The organism is Amycolatopsis tolypomycina, assembly GCF_900105945.1.
In the GTDB taxonomy this organism is placed as follows: domain Bacteria; phylum Actinomycetota; class Actinomycetes; order Mycobacteriales; family Pseudonocardiaceae; genus Amycolatopsis; species Amycolatopsis tolypomycina.
In genome coordinates, this window is the sequence record NZ_FNSO01000002.1 from 634745 (window position 1) to 653985 (window position 19241).

Annotated in this window: 17 protein-coding genes; 6 read left to right on the forward strand and 11 right to left on the reverse strand. The window is 72.6% G+C overall.

Annotated features, from left to right (window positions below; genetic code table 11):
* Positions 1–88: 88 nt before the first annotated feature.
* Positions 89–412: an ArsR/SmtB family transcription factor gene (locus BLW76_RS04595; protein WP_091304759.1), complete on the forward strand. Its 324-nt coding sequence runs from the start codon at positions 89–91 to the stop codon at positions 410–412.
* Positions 413–594: 182 nt separating this feature from the next.
* Positions 595–1779 (forward strand): MFS transporter, encoded by a 1185-nt coding sequence (locus tag BLW76_RS04600; protein ID WP_091304592.1) that lies wholly within the window; start codon positions 595–597, stop codon positions 1777–1779.
* Positions 1780–1830: 51 nt separating this feature from the next.
* Here BLW76_RS04600 and BLW76_RS04605 read toward each other — a convergent pair whose 3' ends face one another.
* A complete protein-coding gene (locus tag BLW76_RS04605) occupies positions 1831–2148 on the reverse strand; it encodes a DUF3017 domain-containing protein (protein WP_091304593.1) in 318 nt (105 codons plus the stop codon).
* Positions 2145–3002, reverse strand: coding sequence for a bifunctional methylenetetrahydrofolate dehydrogenase/methenyltetrahydrofolate cyclohydrolase (locus tag BLW76_RS04610; RefSeq protein ID WP_091304760.1), 858 nt, complete (start codon positions 3000–3002; stop codon positions 2145–2147). Before BLW76_RS04610 ends, BLW76_RS04605 begins: the two co-directional genes overlap by 4 nt.
* Before the next feature lie 223 nt (positions 3003–3225).
* Between BLW76_RS04610 and BLW76_RS04615 the strand changes: the two genes are divergently transcribed.
* Entirely contained in the window at positions 3226–6309 is a 3084-nt protein-coding gene (locus BLW76_RS04615) for a TNT domain-containing protein (RefSeq protein ID WP_091304594.1), read from the forward strand.
* A gap of 42 nt (positions 6310–6351) precedes the next feature.
* Here BLW76_RS04615 and BLW76_RS04620 read toward each other — a convergent pair whose 3' ends face one another.
* Together BLW76_RS04620 and BLW76_RS04625 are read right to left on the reverse strand one after the other, a co-directional pair.
* Positions 6352–6939: a pentapeptide repeat-containing protein gene (locus tag BLW76_RS04620; protein WP_091304595.1), complete on the reverse strand. Its 588-nt coding sequence runs from the start codon at positions 6937–6939 to the stop codon at positions 6352–6354.
* Between the two features lie 24 nt (positions 6940–6963).
* Positions 6964–7431: a VOC family protein gene (locus BLW76_RS04625; protein WP_091304596.1), complete on the reverse strand. Its 468-nt coding sequence runs from the start codon at positions 7429–7431 to the stop codon at positions 6964–6966.
* Between the two features lie 80 nt (positions 7432–7511).
* On the opposite strand from BLW76_RS04625, the gene BLW76_RS04630 reads away from it, so the two are divergent.
* A complete protein-coding gene (locus tag BLW76_RS04630; RefSeq protein WP_091304597.1) occupies positions 7512–8240 on the forward strand; it encodes a class I SAM-dependent methyltransferase in 729 nt (242 codons plus the stop codon).
* Here the strand turns inward: BLW76_RS04630 and BLW76_RS04635 are convergent.
* The 4 genes from BLW76_RS04635 to BLW76_RS04650 all read right to left on the reverse strand — a co-directional run bounded on the left by BLW76_RS04635 (position 8233) and on the right by BLW76_RS04650 (position 14679).
* Positions 8233–11538 carry an error-prone DNA polymerase gene (locus BLW76_RS04635; RefSeq protein ID WP_091304598.1) on the reverse strand — a complete coding sequence of 1102 codons (3306 nt, stop codon included), beginning with the start codon at positions 11536–11538 and terminating at the stop codon, positions 8233–8235. The genes BLW76_RS04630 and BLW76_RS04635 overlap by 8 nt on opposite strands.
* Positions 11539–11961 (reverse strand): hypothetical protein, encoded by a 423-nt coding sequence (locus BLW76_RS04640; protein ID WP_091304599.1) that lies wholly within the window; start codon positions 11959–11961, stop codon positions 11539–11541.
* Between the two features lie 2 nt (positions 11962–11963).
* On the reverse strand, positions 11964–13526 hold the full coding sequence (locus BLW76_RS04645; protein WP_167384477.1) for a DNA polymerase Y family protein: 1563 nt from the start codon (positions 13524–13526) through the stop codon (positions 11964–11966).
* Positions 13527–13986: 460 nt separating this feature from the next.
* Positions 13987–14679, reverse strand: coding sequence for a hypothetical protein (locus BLW76_RS04650; RefSeq protein WP_091304600.1), 693 nt, complete (start codon positions 14677–14679; stop codon positions 13987–13989).
* Positions 14680–14953: 274 nt separating this feature from the next.
* On the opposite strand from BLW76_RS04650, the gene BLW76_RS04655 reads away from it, so the two are divergent.
* Both BLW76_RS04655 and BLW76_RS04660 read left to right on the forward strand, forming a co-directional pair.
* Complete coding sequence (locus BLW76_RS04655; RefSeq protein WP_091304601.1) at positions 14954–15442, forward strand: GNAT family N-acetyltransferase; 489 nt, start codon at positions 14954–14956, stop codon at positions 15440–15442.
* Between the two features lie 45 nt (positions 15443–15487).
* Entirely contained in the window at positions 15488–16222 is a 735-nt protein-coding gene (locus tag BLW76_RS04660) for a hypothetical protein (RefSeq protein ID WP_091304762.1), read from the forward strand.
* Here the strand turns inward: BLW76_RS04660 and BLW76_RS04665 are convergent.
* The 3 genes from BLW76_RS04665 to purN are packed head-to-tail and all read right to left on the reverse strand — an operon-like array spanning position 16219 to position 19188.
* Positions 16219–16995: a hypothetical protein gene (locus BLW76_RS04665; protein ID WP_091304602.1), complete on the reverse strand. Its 777-nt coding sequence runs from the start codon at positions 16993–16995 to the stop codon at positions 16219–16221. The two genes, BLW76_RS04660 and BLW76_RS04665, sit on opposite strands and share 4 nt — an antisense overlap.
* A 26-nt stretch (positions 16996–17021) precedes the next feature.
* Positions 17022–18581 (reverse strand): bifunctional phosphoribosylaminoimidazolecarboxamide formyltransferase/IMP cyclohydrolase, encoded by a 1560-nt coding sequence (gene purH, locus BLW76_RS04670; protein WP_091304603.1) that lies wholly within the window; start codon positions 18579–18581, stop codon positions 17022–17024.
* A complete protein-coding gene (gene purN / locus BLW76_RS04675) occupies positions 18571–19188 on the reverse strand; it encodes a phosphoribosylglycinamide formyltransferase (protein WP_091304604.1) in 618 nt (205 codons plus the stop codon). Before purN ends, purH begins: the two co-directional genes overlap by 11 nt.
* Positions 19189–19241: the final 53 nt, after the last annotated feature.

Genomic DNA, 19241 nt, shown 5'->3' on the forward strand with positions numbered 1-19241 from the left:
AGGGATTGGTTCGACGAACGTCGTAGTTCGACAGTCACCGTACTACGACTCACCCCGTAATTTCGACCGGCGTCGTACAATGGGCGTCATGGCCAAGCACGGGACCCTGCCGCCGCTCTACTACCCGGCGCAGGAGGAGATCACCGTCGAAGGCGTGCTGCGCGCCCTCGCCGACCCCGTCCGGCTGGCCATCGTGCGCCAGCTGGCGGCGACCGACGAGGAAATCTCGTGCAGCGGGCTGACCGTGCCGGTGACGAAGTCCACAATCACCCACCACCTGAGCATCCTGCGCCAGGCCGGTGTCGTGGCCGGCCGCCAGGAAGGCACGACACGGTACAACTCGTTGCGCCGCAAGGATCTTGACGCCCTGTTCCCGGGCCTGCTGAACGGCGTGCTGGCCGCTCCGCGCTGATCACGGCGTTACGGTGTGGATCGTCACCCGATATCGGGATGACAACAGGCCCCCTCGCTTGTTGGACTGGGCGTAGGCAGCTCACGGCGCTGGGGCCGATCGGCTGTCTTCTTTTATGCCCCCGTACTGAACCGATCCAGTGATCGGCTGAGTAATCGATTACCCACCTTGGAAGGAGTGCCGTGCCCGTCGCGCTGCTCGCGCTCGCCATCGGAGCTTTCGGCATCGGGACCACCGAGTTCGTCATGATGGGCGTGCTGCCCCAGGCGGCCGCCGACTTCGGCGTCGACATCCCGACCGCCGGCCACCTCATCTCCGCCTACGCCCTCGGCGTCGTCGTCGGCGCCCCGCTGCTCACCGCGGTCGCCGTCCGGCTGCCGCGCAAGACCATGCTGCTGGCCATGATGGGCCTGTTCACGCTGGGCAACGCCCTCTTCGCGCTGTCGCCAACCCAGGAGTTCGGCGTCGCGTTCCGGTTCCTCGCCGGCCTGCCCCACGGCGCATTCTTCGGCGCCGGCGCCGTCGTCGCCTCCAGCCTCGTCGGCCAGGGCGAACGCGCCAAGGCCGTGTCACTGATGTTCCTCGGCCTGACGCTGGCCAACGTCATCGGCGTGCCGCTGGGCACGCTGCTGGGCCAGCAGGTCGGCTGGCGCGCCACGTTCGGCGTGGTCGCCGTGATCGGGCTGGTCGCCATCGCGGCCATCGCGAAGCTCGTCCCGCACCAGGGCAAGCCCCCGGCCGACGCGTCGCTGCGGAACGAGCTCGGCGCGTTCAAGCGGCCGCAGGTGCATTTGGCGCTGGCGATCGTCACGTTCGGGCTGGGCGGCGTGTTCGCCTGCCTGTCGTACATCACGCCGATGCTGACGGACGTCGCCGGCTACTCGCCGTCGAACGTCACGCTGCTGCTGTCCCTGGCCGGCGTCGGCATGACGATCGGCAACCTGCTCGGCGGCCGGCTGGCCGACCGAGCGCTGATGCCGAGCCTGTACATCGCGCTGCTGGCGCTGGCGTCGGTGCTGGGCATCTTCACGATCACGGCGCAGGGCAAGATCGGCGCGGCGATCACGATCTTCTTCGTCGGCGTCGCCGGGTTCATGATCGGCCCGATGATGCAGGCGCGGATCATGGAGAAGGCGGGCGGCACACCGTCCCTGGTGTCGGCCGCCGTCCAGTCCGCGTTCAACATCGCCAACTCGATCGGTGCGTACCTCGGCGGGCTCGTCATCGCCGGCGGGCTCGGCCTGGTCGCCCCGAACTGGGTCGGCGCGCTGCTGGCCGTCTTCGGACTCACCCTGGCGATCGTCTCGGGCACCTTGGACCGGCGCGAAGCCCGCGCCGAACGGCGTGAGCTCGCCCTCGCATCCTGACAGTCACTACCAAAAAGGGCACTTTCACGTGAAAGTGCCCTTTTTGGCGTCCTAAGGAGACCCGAACGGGCCGCCGGTGATCGTCAGGGCCACGTACAGGACCGCCGCCGCGAGGGCCGTGAACGTCACCACGTCCACGAGCTTTCCGCGGATGGCCAGCAGGCCGGCCCTGGCCGCCGGGAGCACCGCCCGCAACACCGCGGCGAGGAGGAGCGCGGCGCCGATCAGCGCCGTGCCCTCCCGCCAGTGGTACTGGAAGATCCGCAGCGCCGCGACGGCCACCACCAGCAGCACCGCCGCGAACGGGAGCTGGCTGAACCGGGACGGCCGGTGACCGGACACCTCCCGGCGCTCCTCGGTCATCGTCATCGGCCCGCGACCGAGCGCTCCGCCGCTTCGACGACGTTGCTGACCAGCATCGCCCTGGTCATCGGGCCGACGCCGCCCGGGTTCGGCGAGATCCAGCCGGCCACCTCGGCGACTCCCGGGTGGACGTCGCCGGTGAGCTTGCCGTCCACATGGGACACGCCGACGTCGAGCACCGCGGCGCCCGGCGCCACCATGTCCGGCGTGATGATCCCCGGCACGCCGGCCGCGGCGACCACGACGTCGGCGCGGCGGACCTCGGCGGCGAGGTCGCGGGTGCCGGTGTGGCAGAGCGTCACGGTGGCGTTCTCGCTGCGGCGGGTCAGCAGCAGGCCCAGCGTGCGGCCGACGGTGATGCCGCGGCCGACCACGGTGACGCGCGCGCCGTTCAGCTCGACGCCGTGGCGCTTGAGCAGCTCGATGATCCCGTACGGCGTGCACGGCAGCGCACCCCGCTGGCCCAGCACGAGCCGGCCGAGGCTGACCGGCGCGAGGCCGTCGGCGTCCTTCTCCGGGTCGATCCGCTCGAGCACGCGGTTCGCGTCGAGGTGCTTCGGCAGCGGCAGCTGGACGATGTAGCCGTGGCAGGCCGGGTCGGCGTTCAGCTCGTCGATGACGGCTTCGAGCTTCTCCTGGGTGATGTCGGCCGGCAGGTCGCGGCGGATCGAGTTGATGCCGATCTTGCCGCTGTCGGCGTGCTTCATCCGCACGTACGAGTGCGACCCGGGGTCGTCGCCGACCAGGACGGTGCCGAGGCCGGGCGTCACCCCCTTCGCGGCGAGGGCCGCGACGCGGGGCTCGAGCTCCGCGAAAATGGCGTTCTTGGTGGCCTTGCCGTCGAGAATCTTCGCCGTCACGTGCCCCATTCTGGCAAAGCGACCCCCGCGCGTCGCTTCCAGGCGCGGGTGGTCGCAGCCCGTAGACTGATCGCTACCCCACACGGTCCAATCGCGACGGTGCCCGCGATCAAGCTGTGACCTACCGCACGTCGCATCGCCCGAGGTCAGACCGGGTACCACCGGGTGACCGGGCGGCAAAACCCACATGCGGGGTGCACTCGCGCGCGCGAGCAGTCAAAATGTGCGGGTGGCACAACCGACGACGCAGCTGAACGCGACCGAGCAGGACACCCTGGTCAAGCAGATCGGACTTGCCCTGCTCCGTGCCGCCCCGCGCGACTGGCGCAAGGTCACCGCGGAGTACCGAGCCGTCGGCAGGTACCACGAGCTGGCCGGCGAGATCGTCACCGAGGACGGCACGGTGCACGAGTGGCTCGCCACCCACGACATCGCGACCCTGTTCGGCAGGCTGCGCGGCGGCATGTACCGCGACGGCCGCGGAACGTGGTTCAACGCGCGCTACCAGCTCGACCACCCGTCCAGTTACAACCTCGAGTACAACCGCGACGAGCCGGTGTGGAACCTCGCGCCGCCGCCGCAGGCCTACTCCGACGAACTGCGGATGTTCCCGCGCACCGAGGACAACGTGCCCGAGTGGCTGATCCGGCGGATGTCCGGGCTCGGCCCGGAGCAGCCGGGGCCGCACTTCCGGATCGCCCGGATCTTCGACACCGTCGGCCCGGCGGGCCGCCCGGTGATCAACCGCCCCGACCTCGAGGTCGACGAGCAGGACAGGCTCCTGGAGTACCTGGAGCACGCGCCGCTGGTGGTGCCCGAGCGCGGCTACGACATCGACCGGCTGGCCGCGACCCCGGAGGCCACCGTCCCGGTCGCCTTCCACAGCGACGGCCAGTGGATCTGGCCCGCCGCCGTCAACTTCTACCTGCACAAGTACGGCGTTTCCCCCGAACCGGACCTGGTCGAGCACGTCCGCTCGGTCGGCTTCAAGCTGCCGCCGGTGGACGAGCCGACGCTGCAGGCCGCCGCCGCGTACCTGACCCGGGGCAACCAGCCGCCGCCGCAGCAGCGCCCGGCCGGGCCGCCGCCGCAGGGTCCGCCGCCCCAGGGTCCGCCGCCCCAGGGCCTGCCGCCGCAGGGACCGCCGCCGCAGGGTCCTCCGGTGCAGCAGGCGCCCGCCGGTCCGCCGGTCGCTCCGGTCGCTCCGGTTGCGCCGGTCGCGCCGGTTGCGCCCCCGCCGGTCGCTCCGCCGCAGCAGCACCAGGAACCGCCCGCCCCGGCGGCGGAGGCGCCGCTCTCGGAGGAGCACGAGTACGCGCCGGAGGCCGAAGAGCGCTACGACGACCAGGAGTTCGACGACCGCTTCGCCGAAGAGGATCACCAGTACGGCGAAGCGGAGTACGCCCAGCAGCCGGAGCACGCGGCCGGGTCGAACGGATCGGCGCCGGAACCGGGCCGGGTGCCCGACCTCGACGAGACCGCCGAATACGTCCCCGACCAGCCGATCGGGCAGGAGTCGCCGGCACTCCCCGGGGAGGAGCCGGCGGGTCACCGGGAGGACGAGGCACGGGACGACGAGGCGGGCCACGCCTTCGACACCGGCCAGGCGGACGAACCGGCGCACGCCTTCCAGGCCGACCAGCCGTCGCAGCACGACGAGGAGCCTTTCCGGCCCGAGCGCCACGACGACGAGCAGGCTCACGCGGCGTTCCAGTCCCCGAGGCACGACGAGGACCCGGACCACGCCGGCTTCCAGGCCCCGCGCCACGACGAGGACCCGGCCCACGCGGGCTTCCAACCGTCACGCCACGAGGACCCGGCCCAGGCCGCGTTCCAACCCCCACGCCACGACGAAGAACCCGCCCACGCCAGCTTCCAACCGCCACACCACGACGACCCGGCCCAGGCCGCGTTCCAACCCCCACGCCACGACGAAGAACCCGCCCACGCCAGCTTCCAACCGCCACACCACGACGACCCGGCCCAGGCCGCGTTCCAACCCCCACGCCACGACGAAGAACCGGCTCACGCCGGCTTCCAGGCCCCGCGCCACGACGAAGAGCCCGCCCACGCCGGCTTCCAGCCGCCGCGGCAGGAGGGTGAGGCGCCGCAGGCCTTCCAGCCGCCGGGGCAGCCCGCTCGGCGGCCGGAGCAGCCCGCGTTCGATCCGGGCCCGCCGACCATGATCACCCAGCCCGAAGTCCCCGGTGTGCTGCCGGTGCCGGAGCCGCCCGCCCCGCAACCCGCGGCCCAGGCGGAGGCGCCCCGGCCGGGCCGCAGGGCGCTGCGACGCGAGACCCCGGACCACCCGGTGCTCGCCGGCCTGCAGGCCAAGCTCGACGAGCTCGACATCCCCGAAAGCGGCTACAAGCTGGGCGAACCCGCCGAGCACGGGTGGAGCGTCGAAGAGGTCGAGGACGGCTGGCGCGTCGGCTGGTACGACGGCAAGCTCAGCAACCCCGCGGTCTTCGGCGACGCCGAGGACGCCGCCGCGTTCATGCTCGGCAAGGTGCTGCTCAACCCGGAGGGCCACGTGCCCGCCGAGGAGCCGCCCGCCCCGGAGCCGGAACCCGAGCCCGAGCCCGAGCCGGAACCGGCGCCGCAGCGGGTCGTCGCGACGCTTTCGCCCGAGGTCGCGACCGGCTCGTACCCGGTCCGCAAGCCCGAGCCGCCGGTGCCGCCGCAGGAACAGACGGCGTTCACCAGCGCCGAGGAGCTCTTCGGCGACCTCGAAGACGACGAGCCGCCGATGCCCCCGCGTCAGCCCGCTCCGGCCGGTCCGCCGCCCGTGGCGCAGCAGGCCGGTCCGCCGCCCGCACCGCCGCGGCGCGAGCCGCCGTCGGCGCCGACGGTGCTGGCTCCGCCGGTGCCGCAGGGTGCTCCGCCGGCGCCGCCGCGCCGGGAGGAACCGGCCCGCCCGGCCGTCAACGGCGGGGGTGGCGGTGGCCAGCAGCAGTGGCCGATCGGGCCGCTGGCCGGCGAGCCGCCGCTGACGCTGTTCCGCGGCAAGGAGCTGCGCGAGCTGCCCGCGGGCAGCGAACTGGACCGCTTCGGCGGCCCGAACGGCAACCTGACGTACGCGGCGGGCACCCCGTTCGCCGAGCGGTCGCTGGTGCCGGAGTGGGTCAACCGCCCGTACCACGTCTACCGGGTGCAGCGGCCGCTGGAGACGCTGGCCGGCGTCGCGATCCCGTGGTTCAACCAGCCGGGCGGCGGGTCGGCGTACCTGCTGCCGGCGTCGATCGAGGAGCTGCTGGCCGAAGGCGACCTGATCGAGCTCGACCCGGGCGAACCCCCGATCGACTGAGTCCCGCGAAGGCCCCGGCGCGCTGCCGGGGCCTTCGTCGTCTCAGCGGATGACCAGGCCGTGCGCGGCGGCGAAGGCGATCGCCGTTTCGACGTCGACCTCCGCGCCCTTCAAGTCGGCCTGCACCAGGGCGTTGGCGTCGAGACGTGCCCCGCGCAGGTCGGCGCCCTCGAGTTTCGTGGCCTGCAGGCGGGCGCCGGTCAGGTCGCTGCCGCGGAGGTCGGCGCCGGTGAGGTCGGCTTCGGTCAGGTTGGCTTCCCGCAGCCGCAGGCCCGACAGCCCGAGCTTGCGCAGCCGCGCCTTCGCCAGCGACGCCAGGGAGAGATCGCACTCGGTGAGCGCCATCCCGCCGAACCCGCTGTCGCGGAACGAGGAGCCGAGCAGCGAGCACGACGTCCAGCGGCTTTCGACGAGCACCGTGCGGTCGAAGGTGCACGAGCGGAACGCGGACGCGTCGTGCCGCGAGCGCGACAGGTCGGCCCGCGTGAACACGCACTCGTCGAAGGTGCAGCCGCGCGTCCGCAGCCCGCTCAGGTCCGCGCCGGTGAAGTCGCAGCCGGTGAACCGCCGCTTTTCCCACCACTGCCCGGACAACACCGCTTCGCGGTAGTCCTCCCCGGTCTCCAGCACGGCCCCAGGGTGCCACACCCGCGGTTAGGGCCTCGAACCCGTGACGTAGTCCATCGCCTCGACGTACTCGGGCAGCTGCGCTCGCCGCGCCAGCTCGGCTTCGTCCAGGTCCTCCAGCCGCGTCTGGATCCACCAGAGGTTGCCGAAGGGATCGCGTACGCGTCCGACGCGATCGCCGAAGAACAGCACGGTCTGCCGGGTGACCTCGGTGGCGCCGGCTTCGATCGCGCGGCGCTGCGTCTCCTCACTGTCCGGGACGTAGAGCCGCAGGAAGGCGGGGGTGGCGGCCCAGCCGTCCGGCGAGTCGAACGCCATCACCACGGCGTCGCCGATGCGGACCTCGGCGTGCCCGATCTTCCCGTCCTCGCCGACGACCCGGCCGAGTTCTTCGGCGTCGAAGGCGCGTTTCAGGAAGTCGAGCAGGCCGTCGGTGTCGTGGCCGATGATCCACGGGGTGACCGTCGTGTAGCCGTCGGGAACGGGCTTGACCATGTTTCCTCCTCGGTTCGCTGCGCCGAGGCTACGAAGAAAATAGGTCGATTCCTGACCGCTGTGATCACTAGTTTGGCGGCATGCCGGACCACGACTACGTCGATCCGTTCCTGGCCTCCCTCTACGACGCGTTCAACCCGCGGGAGAGCAGTGGCGACTTCGCCTTCTACCTGCCGATGATCATGGCCGCGGAGTCCGTGCTGGACATCGGCTGCGGCACCGGCTCGCTCCTGCACTGGGCCCGCGAATCCGGCCACACCGGACGGCTCGTCGGGCTCGACCCCGCCGAGGGCATGCTCATCCAGGCCCGCCGCCGCACCGACGTCGAATGGGTGCTCGGCGATCTGTCGACCACGTCTTGGGCCGCGGAGTTCGACTTCGCGGTGATGACCGGGCACGCGTTCCAGGTGCTGCTGACCGACGACGAGCTGCGCACGACGTTCTCGGCGATCCACCGCGCGCTGAAGCCGGGCGGCCGGTTCGGCTTCGAGACCCGCAACCCGGCCGCCCGCGCGTGGGAGCGCTGGACGCCTTCGCACGTCTGGGAAGCCGGGGACGTCCGCTCGTGGAACGACGCCGGGCCGTTCGAGAACGGGTACGTCACGTTCAAGGCGACGTACGAGAGCCCGAGCTGGGACGCGCCCCAGTACAGCGAGAGCACCCTGCGTTTCCTCGACGTCCCTTCGCTGAACGCGTTCGTCGAGGAGGCCGGCCTTGTCGTCGACGAGCAGTACGGCTACTGGGACCGCTCGCCGGTGACCGACGCGAGCCCGGAAATCGTCACGATCGTCCGGCGGCCCCTCACCTGAAGTCCCGCGACTTCGCCTTGATGCGCATCGGCAGTGGCTCGACGCGGTGGGCGAGGACGCTGACCACGCCGTCGGCCTTCTCCAGCACGCCGCGGATCAGCAGCGCCGGGCTGCCGCGCGCCACCCGGTGGTAGCGCTGCCACAGCCCGAGCGTGCAGATCACGTTGACCATCCCCGTCTCGTCCTCGATGTTGAGGAAGGTGACGCCGGCCGCGGTCGCCGGGCGCTGCCGGTGCGTGACCGCGCCGCCGACCAGCACGCGCGCGCCGTCGTCGAGTTCGGCCAGTCCGCTCGCCGGGACGACGCCGAGCTCGTCGAGGCGGTCGCGGATGAACTGGGTCGGGTAGCTGTCCGGGGAAACCCCGGTGGCCCAGACGTCCGCCGCCGCGACGTCGAGCCCGTCCATCCCGGGCAGCACCGGCGCCGGCGCGCCGACCAGGCCGGGCAGCTTCTCCGGGCGTTCCCCGGCGACCGCGCCCGCGATCCACAGCGCCTGACGGCGATCCCCGCCGAAGCCGGCGAACGCCCCGGCCGTGGCGAGCGCCTCGAGCTGGGGCGTGGTCAGCCGGACGCGGCGGGCGACGTCGGCCAGGTCGCGGTACTCCCCGTTGGCCTCCCGCTCGGCCACGATCCGCTTCGCCAGGTCCTCGCCGATCTTCCGCACGGTGCTCAGCCCCGTGCGCACGTCGTGGAACTTCCCGGTGCCCGCCTCCAGCGTGGCGTGCGGCAGGCTGCGGTTGATGTCCGGGCCGTGCACGGTGACGTCGTGGCGCCGCGCGTCGGCGACCAGCGACTGCGGGGAGTAGAAGCCCATCGGCTGCGCGCGCAGCAGGCCCGCGAGGAACGCGTCCGGGTGGTAGAACTTGAAGTAGGCGCTCGAAAAGACCAGGTGCGCGAAGCTCAGCGCGTGGCTCTCGGGGAAGCCGAAGTTGGCGAACGCCTTGAGCTTCAGGAAGATCTTCTGCGCGAGCTCGTCGTCGACGCCGTTCGCGGCGGCACCGGCGAGGAACCCCTCCCGCAGCCGCTCCATCTTGCGGTCCGACCGCTTCGAGCCCATCGCGTGCCGCAGCTGGTCGGCCTCGGCCGCCGTGAAGTTCGCGACGTCCAGTGCGATCTGCATCATCTGCTCCTGGAACAGCGGCACGCCCTTGGTCTTGTGCAGCGCCTTCTTCAGCAGCGGGTGGTCGTAGGTCCACTTTTCGCGGCCCTGCTTGCGGCGGATGTACGGGTGCACCGAGCCGCCCTGGATCGGACCGGGCCGGATCAGCGCGACCTCGACGGCGAGGTCGTAGAACTCGCGGGGCTGCAGCCGCGGCAGCGTCGCCAGTTGGGCGCGGCTTTCCACCTGGAAGACGCCGATCGCGTCGGCGCGGCAGAGCATGTCGTAGATCTTCTCGTCGGCGAGGTCGAGCTCGGCCAGGTCGACCTTTTCGCCCTTGTACCCGGCGACGAGGTCGATCATGTAGTGCAGCGCCGAGAGCATGCCGAGGCCGAGCAGGTCGAACTTGACCAGCCCGGCGGCCGCGCAGTCTTCCTTCTCCCACTGGATGACGCTGCGGTTCTCCATCCGCGCCCACTCGACCGGGACGACCTGGCTCACCGGCTCGGCGCACATGACCATGCCGCCGGAGTGGATGCCCAGGTGGCGCGGGAAGTCTTCAAGGGCGAAGGCGAGCTGCACGACGTCGTCCGGGATGTCGTGGTCGTGGTCTTTTTCGGTGCTCTGCAGGGAACCCCAGCGGTCGATCTGCTTGCTCCAGGCGTCCTGCTGGCCCGGCGAGTAGCCCAGCGCCCGCGCGGCGTCGCGGACGGCCGACCGGGCGCGGTAGGTGATCACGTTCGCGACCTGGGCCGTCCGCAGCCTGCCGTGTTTCCGGAAGACGTACTGGATGGCCTCCTCGCGGCGGTCGGACTCGATGTCGAGGTCGATGTCGGGGTAGCCGTCGCGGTCCGGGGCGAGGAAGCGCTCGAAGAGCAGTTCGTAGGCGACGGAGTCGACCTTCGTGATGCCGAGCGCGTAGCAGACGGCCGAGTTGGCGGCCGAGCCGCGGCCCTGGCAGAGGATGTCGTTGTCGTTGCAGAAGCGGACGATGTCCCAGACGATGAGGAAGTAGCCGGGGAAGCCCAGCTCTTCGATGATGGCGAGCTCGTGCTCGATCTGTTCGTTCGCTTTTTCCTGGTGGGCCTTGCCTTTGAAGCGTTCCTTCGCGCCTTCTTCCGTCAGGTGGCGCAGGTAGGTCGTCTCGGTGTAGCCGTCGGGGACGTCGAAGGGCGGCAGCTCGGGCGCGATCAGCTTCAGCGGGAACGCGCATTCCATGCCCAGCAGGGCACTGCGCCGGACCGCGCCCGGGTAGCGCCGGAACAGGACGTCCATTTCGGCGCCGCTGCGCAGGAAGGCCGTGCCGGCGGCGGGCAGCCAGCCTTCGAGTTCGTCGATCCCCCGCCGGGCCCGGATCGCGGCGAGGGCGTCGGCGAGCGGGGCGCGTTCGGGCCGGGCGTAGTGGGCTGCGGTGGTGGCGACGGTCGGGAGGTTCAGTTCGCCGGCGAGCTGCGTCAGAAGGTCGTTGTGGGTGCTGTCCAGCGGCTGGCGATGGTCGGTGAGCTCGACGTAGACGTTGTCGCGGCCGAAGCGGTCGATCAGCTCTTCGAGCTTCTCCGCGGCGGCCGCCGGGCCGTGCGTGACGAGGGCCGAGCGCACCGCGCCCTTGCGGCAGCCCGTCAGCACCACGCACTGCCCGGCGACCTCCTCGGCGACCGCGCCGAGGTCGTAGATCGGCCGTCCCTTTTCGGCCTGGTGGTGGATCTGGCCGGCGGTGATGGCGCGGCAGAGGGCCCGGTAGCCCTGGTCGCCGCGGGCGAGCAGCAGGAGGTGCTCGCCTTCCGGGTCGGGGACGCCGTTCTGCGGGCCCTGGAGGCCGAAGCTGAGTTCGGTGCCGAAGACGGTGTCGACGCCGAGTTCACGGGCGGCCTCGGCGAAGCGCACGACGCCGTACATGCCGTCGTGGTCGGTGAGGGCGATGGCGTCGAGCTGGAGGCGCGCGGCCTCTTCGACGAGCTCTTCGGGGTGGCTGGCGCCGTCGAGGAAGCTGAAGTTGGAGTGGCAGTGCAGTTCGGCGTAGGGGACCCGGACGGTCTCGGCGCCGTCGTCGTTGCGCCGGGTGGGGAGGTCGCCGGGTCGCCGGTAGCCCTCGCGGTGGCGGCCCCAGGCGGGGCTGTCACCGTGGTCGCCGGGTGGGACGCCGCCCGCCAGGGTGCGGGCGAGGTCCGTCCAGCGGACGGGTGGGTTGTTCCAGCCCATTCAGCGGCTCCCGGGCTCGTCTCGCCGGCGTTGCTCCTCGGCGGCGCGGCGGCGGTGCCAGTTGGTGGGGTGGTTCCAGCGGGACCGGGCCTCGGCGTCGGTCATCGCACCGGGTTTCTGCCAGCTGAGCTCGATTCCGCTGACGCGGCAGCCGTTTTCCCGGGACGGGCGCGGGACCGGCAGCGTGATCACCGGGCACACCCAGCCGTCGTCCGGTTCGGCGGGCAGCTGTCCGCGGACCGTCCACCTGTCGGGCGTGCCGAGCGTGCCGGCCTGCTCGTCCGGCTCGGCGGCGGCCCGTTCGGCGTCCGGCTCGGCGGAGGCCGGTTCGGGGATCCCGCGCAGCCACTCGCGCTCTTCCGACGTCTCGCCGGGTTCGGCACGCAACCAGTTCCGCAGCCGCCGTGCGTAATTCTCGTCCATGCTCAGTCGTACACTCCCTCGACCGTCCACAGTGGATTTTCCGTGCCCGCGCAGTGCACCAGCACCGCTTCGGGCGGCCCGTCGCCTTCGCCGGCCAGCACCAGCTGCAGGCGCGCCCGCCGCGGCCCCGGCCGCCGTCGGTCGCCGGACAGCGGCCACGGTCCCGCCCAGGCGACGACCTCCCGGCCCGGGCCGCCCGCGATGCTCAGCCGTCGCGGGGGTGCGGTCAGCCGGTCGCGGCCCGTGACGCCGACGGGCCGGCCGTCGTCGTCGAAGACCTGCGCCGGCACCGGCCGCGCGAGGACCGTCGCCGGCGACGGGGTCGGCAGCCGCCCCGGCCAGGTCGCGTCCGGCGGCGTCGTCTGTTCGCGCGGGTCGCCCCAGGGCACCAGCCGGACGCGGCCCGCGGGGTCGCGGCCGCCGTCGAGCACCGGGGTGAGCACGCCTTCGGGCCCGAGCAGTCCTTGGACCCGCACGAACGCGCGGGCCGCGCGCTCGTCTTCGTCACCGGAGCCGCCGGTGCGCCAGAGGTCGAGCTGCAGCGATCGCCCTTCGACGACTTCCTCGGGTTCGAGCCGCAGCCGGACGACGCCGGACGTCGGGCGCTGCGCGGGCGCGGCGCGCAGCCAGCCCTCGAACTGCCAGCGCACGCGATCGGCGACGCCGTCGGGCGTCAGCGGTTCCGCGCACCGCCACACGCGGCCGAGGTGTTCGCCTTCCGCGGTGACGGCGTAGATGCCGAGCCGGGTGCAGGCGAGGCCATGCCCGGCGAGGGCGCCGCAGAACCGCGTCGCGAGGCCCTTGGCCAGGAACGCCGCGACGTCGACGCGTTCGACGACGGGGTCGAACTCCTCGACGAGACCGAGTTCGGGCGGCGGACGGCGGCGCAGCGGCGGCCGTTCGGAGTGGCCGCGCGCCAGCCGGTGGGCGAGCAGCCCGGCGACCCCGAAGCGGTTGGCGACGTCACGTTCCGGCAGGGCGGCGAAGGCGCCGAGCGTCTTCAGCCCGAGCCGTCGCAGCAGGTCGACGAGCTCCGCCCGGTCCGCCTCGGCCTGGTCGAGCTCGGTGACCGGAAGCGGCGCGAGGAAGTGGGCGGCCCGCCCGGGTTCGACGAAGGTGCCCAGGCGCGCGGCGAGCGTCGCGGCGAAGAGGCCGTCGGCGACACCGATCTGGCATTCGACCCCGGCCGCGGCGGCGATCTCGTCGAGAAGCCGTTCGACGAGCGCGTGTTCCCCGCCGAAGTACCGGGCGGCGCCGTCGACGGGAACGGCAACGAGCCCGGGCCGCACGACTTCGACCCCGACCACAAGCCGTTCGACGGCGCACGCGACGTCTTCGAAGAGCCGGGCGTCCCGCCCGTCGTCGGCCGCGAAGACGGCGAGTTCGGGACAGTTCGACTGGGCATCCCGCCGCCGCATCCCCCGCCGGACCCCACCCCGCCGCGCGACGGCGTTGCAGGCAACGACCCGGTTGGCGCTGAAGACACCAACAGGCCGATCGGCGGCAACGTGGTGGACGGCCGCAGCGGAGACGGCGGGCCAGTCCGGGCACCAGAGGACCAGCATGCGGGTGGGGCCGCGGTTCTCCGTGCCGCGTTGGCTGGGGACGGTCATGAGGCCTCCCGGCTCCGGCCGCCGACGCGACGCGGACGGAGGTGGTGGGGGCGGCTCGCGTACTTGGAAGGCCGGCTGGCGCACCTGAACGGACGACCCTCGTACTCAGGCGGACGACACGCGTACCTGGGCGGACGACACAGGTACCCGGCGAGCCGGCTCGCGTACCGGGAAGGTCGGGCTGCGTGCCCAGGCGGTCGGCCCGCGTCCCCGGCGAGCCGGCCCGCGTACCCCGGCGGTCGGCTCGCGTGATCGAGGCCCGATCCCACGTGATCAGAACCCGATCTCGCGTGATCGGGGACGTAACTGGCGTGATTGAGCGCGGATCTCGCGTGATTGGCGGGGCAACTCGCGTGATTGGGGAGGCGACACGCGTGATTGAAGGGACGACACGGGGGCTGGGTGTGGGGGTTCATGCTGTGGCCTCGCGCAGCGAGGGTGACGGGAGTGCGGGGGTGACCGTGCCGTCGGCGGCCGGGAGGTGCAGCGTTGCCCGGACCGGGCGGGCCGCCGCGCCGCGGCCGTGGGCTCGGATCTCGACCTGGCGGGAGCGGAGGTGGCCGTAGCCGTCGGACGGGCCGGACCAGGCTGCACGACGGCACGCGAGCTCGACGTCCGCCCCGGGCCAGGCGCCCGCCGACAGCAGTACCGCGCCGCGGTGGCGGGCCCGGGCCGACAGCCGGCGCGCTACGGCGGGCTTGAGCGTCTCCGGTTGGAGCGCCACCAGGTCCACGCCGTCCAGCAGGGCCCCCGCCACTGCCGGCAGCTCGACGCCCGGGTGCGGGACCAGGGCCAGGCGGGTGACGTCCACCCCGTACTCGGCCGCCGCCGCCAGCCCCAGCGACGGCATGCCGACCACGGCCGCCCACGACCCGGCCGTGGTGGCCGCCGCCAGCAACGCCAGCAGCACCGACGTTCCCCCGTGGACCGCCACCGTGCTCCCGCGCCGGAGCCCGGTTTCGGGCAGCAGCCCGGCCAGCGCCGGGACGACCGGGAGCACCCGGGCCCGCTCGGCCCGCGACCCCCGCGACGCCATCCGGCTCGCCGTGCTGACCCCGGGCAGGGCCGCCAGCCGGGCCGCCGGCGGCTCCACCACAGCGGTCACCGCACGCACCTCCCCACCACGGACTGGGCCGGCGGTCGGGCCTCTCCCAAAACGCGACCGACGGCACTGGTTCGCCGCGGGGAAGGCGGCGGCATCGCGTCGAACATCTGTTCGACGTAGTCCAGTCAACCGTGAACCACAGGAGGTGTCAAGTCACCCACTAGTGGGGACCGCGGCCCGGAAGGCCGGCCGCGCGGCGGCGCCGGCGCAGCACCCGGCACGCCACCACGGTAATGAAGTTGCCCGCACGGCAGCCGGTCACTAGACAGACCGCGTGGAGCTCACCGACGCCCGCCCCGAAGACGTCCCGGAACTGCTGGTCCTGCAACGCTGCTGCTGGGTGCAGGAAGCCGTCCTCAACGACACCCTCGACATCCCCGCCCTGCACGAAACCCTCGAAGACGTGCGCGACTGGACCAAGACGTGGTCGGTGTGGGTGCTGCGGCAGGACCACCGCCTCGTCGGGGCCGTGCGGGCCCGCCTGGACGGCGACCGGTGGGAACTCGGCAGGCTGATGGTCGCGCCGGACCTTGCCGGACGCGGCTACGGCCGGCGGCTGCTCGCCCATGCCGAAGCGCAGGCACCCGCCGAAGCCCGGTGGTTCGCTCTCTTCACCGGGGCGCGCAGCACCCGCAACATCGCGCTCTACCAGCGGGCCGGCTACCGGCTCACCGCCGCACCCGCCGCCGGCGGCCACATCCGCGGTGCGGTCTACCTGGAGAAGGCCGTCACCCTGCGCGAAAAACCCGGTCCGGCCGCCTGACGCTGCGGCGTCGGCTAGATTCCCCGGTGGACTTGGGGGGTGGCGATGACCGAACCGCGGAGCCGGCTGATCCTGGGCGTCGTGCTCGTGGCGGTGGGCGCGGCCGCGGCCTGCGGCGTTTCCGGCGCCACCGCCGCGGCCCCGGCGCCGACGACCGTCGGCACCCAGTGGCGCTCGTTCCGCGCCGACGTCACCGGAATCCGCCCCGGACCGGACGACCGCAGCCTGTTCGTGCAGATCTCGCTGCCCGGCAATGACCCCGGCTGCGTCGGCGAAGCGCGGATCGAACAGGTCCTGGAGGCGAAGACCGACATCCGCGCCGACGTCGTCTACACGACCCGGTCCGCGGCGGGCGGCTGCCAGGAAAAGGTGGCCGCCGAGCTGCGGCTGACCACGACGGACCCGGTCGCGGACCGGACGGTCATCCTCAACGCCGACATCGGCAGCGCCTGGCACAAGCTCGGCGCGGGCTGGGGCCACTGCGATCCCCGCGGCACCTGCGCCCCGCCCGCCGACCACTGCGATCCCGCGTGGATCGGCGCCGCGGTGTCCGCCGCCGGTGCCGCGGGCCCGGGCACCACCCGCGCCTGCGACCCGGCCTGGCTGCTCCTCGACGTCCCGCAGCACCAGGCCGAGCCGCCGGCCCGCACCGCGTTCCGCTGGAGCGACGCGGGGTGGACGTCGTTCGTGCGGACCCGGTCCGCCGGCTGCACGGAGATCCTCGCCGCCGAACGGAAGTTCCCGGTCGCGCTCTGCAAGGCGCTGCCCGCGCCCGCCTAACGCAGCTTCTTGACGATCTCCGCGCCGACGGCCTGCACGGCGGCGTCGGTCTCCTCCTGCGGCATCGGCGAGTTCGCGAAGAACCCCTTGTCCCAGCCGGACACCTCGAGGACGACGACGGTCGTGCCCTTCAGGACGTGCAGCTCGGACCCGCTGAACGCGCTCTTGGTGGCGAGCCGGACCAGCAGCGCCTTGTCGCCGATGCCGCGGACCTCCGTCGGCGGCAGCTCCGGCGCCTTCGGCGTGAACAGGTCGTTCGCCTGCTCGCGCGCGCTCTCCCCGGAGTACCGGGTGATCTGGACGTGCATGGTGGCGTCGCGGACGTTCTCGTCCGGCCCCGGCTTCCAGCTGCAGCCCTGCTGCTTGATGCCCGGCAGGTTCTGGTCGCCCTGGCCGGCCAGGACGAAGCTCGGGAAGCCCGCCTTCTCCAGCACCGGCGCCGGGACCTGGCACTCGGCGGGCACCGGCGCCGACGACGGCGCCGCGCCGGTGCTCGCGAAGTAGTCGCTCGCGAAGATGCCCAGCGGGATGCCCGCGCCGAGCAGCACCACGACACCGCCGACGATCCCGAGGATCAGGCCGGTCCGCTTCTTCTTCGGCGGCGGCACGGGCGCGCCGTAGCCGGCGGGCGGGTACCCGGGCGGCGGGTATCCCGGCTGCTGCTGCGGATAGCCCTGCTGCGGTGGGTAGCCCTGCTGCGGCGGGTACCCGGGCTGCTGCTGCGGATAGCCCGGGTACCCCTGCTGACCTTGGCCGTACGGCGGTTGCTGCATCGAGCCCTCCCTCTCGAAGCGCGGAATCAGTGCGCGAAGTGACGCGTCCCCGTCAGGTACATGGTGACGCCCGCCTTCTCCGCGGCCGCGATGACCTCGGGGTCGTGGACCGAGCCGCCGGGCTGCACGATCGCGCGCACACCCGCCTCGGCCAGCACCTCCAGGCCGTCCGGGAACGGGAAGAACGCGTCCGACGCGCCGACCGCGCCCTTGGCCCGGTCGCCCGCCCGCGAGACCGCGAGCCGCGAGGAGTCGACCCGGTTGACCTGGCCCATGCCGACCCCGACGGTCGCGCCGCCGCTGGCCAGCAGGATGGCGTTGGACTTGACCGCGCGCAGCGAGCGCCACGCGAACTCGAGGTCGCGCAGGGTCTGCTCGTCGGCCGGGGCGCCGGTGGCGAGCTTCCAGTTGGCGGGGTCGTCGCCTTCGGCGTCGATCGCGTCGGCCGTCTGCAGCAGGACGCCACCGGAGATCGGGCGGAACTCGACCGGGAACGCCGGGGCCGCGGGCAGCTTCAGCAGGCGGATGTTCTTCTTGCGCTGCAGGATCTCCAGGGCTTCGGCGTCGAAGTCCGGGGCCAGCACGACCTCGGTGAAGACCTCGGCGATCTGCTCGGCGGCCTCGCGGCTGACCGGCCGGTTCGTCGCGATGACGCCGCCGTAGGCCGAAACCGGGTCGCACGCGTGCGCCTTGCGGTGCGCTTCGGCGACGTCGACGCCGATCGCGAGACCGCACGGGTTGGCGTGCTTGATGATCGCGACGGCGGGCTCGGCGAAGTCGTACGCGGCGCGGCGGGCGGCGTCGGTGTCGACGTAGTTGTTGTAGGACATGGCCTTGCCGTGCAGCTGCTCGGCGTGCGCCAGGCCCGGGTTCTGGCTCTTGTACAGCGCGGCCTTCTGGTGCGGGTTCTCGCCGTAGCGCAGGACGTCCGCGCGTTCCCAGGTGGCGCCGAGGAAGTCCGGGAAGCCGGCGTCGTCCGCCGGCGCGTACGCGCTGGCGAACCACGAAGCGACAGCAGTGTCGTACGCCGCCGTGTGCGCGTACGCCTGCGCCGCGAGACGCTTGCGGTCTTCGAACTCGAAGCCGCCGTCGGCGACGCGCTCGAGCACCCAGCCGTAGCGGGCCGGGTCGACGACGACCGCGACGCTGCCGTGGTTCTTCGCCGCCGCGCGGACCATGGCCGGGCCGCCGATGTCGATGTTCTCGACGCAGTCCTCGAAGCTCGCGCCGGAGGCGACGGTCTGCGCGAACGGGTACAGGTTCACGACCAGCAGGTCGAACGCCGCGATGTCCAGGTTGCGCAGCTGCTCGACGTGGTCGGGGTTGCCCTGGTCGGCCAGGAGCCCGGCGTGCACGTTCGGGTGCAGCGTCTTGACGCGGCCGTCCAGCGACTCCGGGAACCCGGTGACCTGCTCGACCGGCGTGACCGGGACGCCGGCGTCGGCGATGGCCTTCGCCGTGCCGCCGGTGGAGACGATCTCGACGCCGGCCGCGTGCAGGCCGGTCGCGAGGTCCAGGAGGCCCGCCTTGTCCGAGACGCCGATCAGCGCCCGGCGGACCGGGCGCCGTCCCAGGTCAGTGCTCACGAAATGTCACCTTTCGTCCGTCCACGGTGCAGCCACCGCGGCCGAGTCGCTCGATCGTTTCCACCAGCAGCCTGCGTTCGACGGCCTTGATCCGTTCGTGCAGGACGTTTTCGTCGTCGTCGCTCTCCACGACGACCGCCTCCTGGGCGATGATCGGCCCGGTGTCGACCCCGGCGTCCGCGAAGTGCACGGTCGAGCCGGTGACCTTGACCCCGGCTTCGAGCGCGTCGCGGACCGCGTGCATCCCCGGGAAGGACGGGAGCAGCGCCGGGTGCGTGTTGACCACCGTGAAGCGGCCGAGGAACTGCTCACCGAGGATCTTCATGAACCCGGCGGAGACGACCAGGTCGGGCCGGTACGCGGCGACGGCCTCGGTGAGTGCCTTGTCCCACGCGGCGCGGTCGGGGTGGTCGGCGACGCGGACGGTGAACGCCGGGATGCTCAGCCGCTCGGCGCGGGTGAGGGCTTCGATACCGGTGCGGTCGGCGCCGACGGCGACGACCTTGGCCGGGAAACCGGACCGCCCGGTGGCGTCCAGCACCGCCTGCAGGAGGGTGCCGGAGCCCGACGCGAGCACGACGAGCTTCACCGGGGTGGGCAGCTCCAACCGTTGAGACAGAGCGGGCTCCTTGCCGCGGGCGGTGCGCAGCCGGGCGCACG

Excerpts from the sequence above, each read along its gene's own strand:
- BLW76_RS04595 (WP_091304759.1), top strand. The coding sequence starts at position 89 with ATGGCCAAGCACGGGACCCTGCCGCCGCTCTACTACCCGGCGCAGGAG.
- BLW76_RS04605 (WP_091304593.1), bottom strand. The coding sequence starts at position 2,148 with ATGACGATGACCGAGGAGCGCCGGGAGGTGTCCGGTCACCGGCCGTCC.
- BLW76_RS04625 (WP_091304596.1), bottom strand. The coding sequence starts at position 7,431 with ATGGTCAAGCCCGTTCCCGACGGCTACACGACGGTCACCCCGTGGATC.
- BLW76_RS04630 (WP_091304597.1), top strand. The coding sequence starts at position 7,512 with ATGCCGGACCACGACTACGTCGATCCGTTCCTGGCCTCCCTCTACGAC.
- BLW76_RS04635 (WP_091304598.1), bottom strand. The coding sequence starts at position 11,538 with ATGGGCTGGAACAACCCACCCGTCCGCTGGACGGACCTCGCCCGCACC.
- BLW76_RS04640 (WP_091304599.1), bottom strand. The coding sequence starts at position 11,961 with ATGGACGAGAATTACGCACGGCGGCTGCGGAACTGGTTGCGTGCCGAA.
- BLW76_RS04645 (WP_167384477.1), bottom strand. The coding sequence starts at position 13,526 with ATGCTGGTCCTCTGGTGCCCGGACTGGCCCGCCGTCTCCGCTGCGGCC.
- BLW76_RS04660 (WP_091304762.1), top strand. The coding sequence starts at position 15,488 with ATGACCGAACCGCGGAGCCGGCTGATCCTGGGCGTCGTGCTCGTGGCG.
- BLW76_RS04665 (WP_091304602.1), bottom strand. The coding sequence starts at position 16,995 with ATGCAGCAACCGCCGTACGGCCAAGGTCAGCAGGGGTACCCGGGCTAT.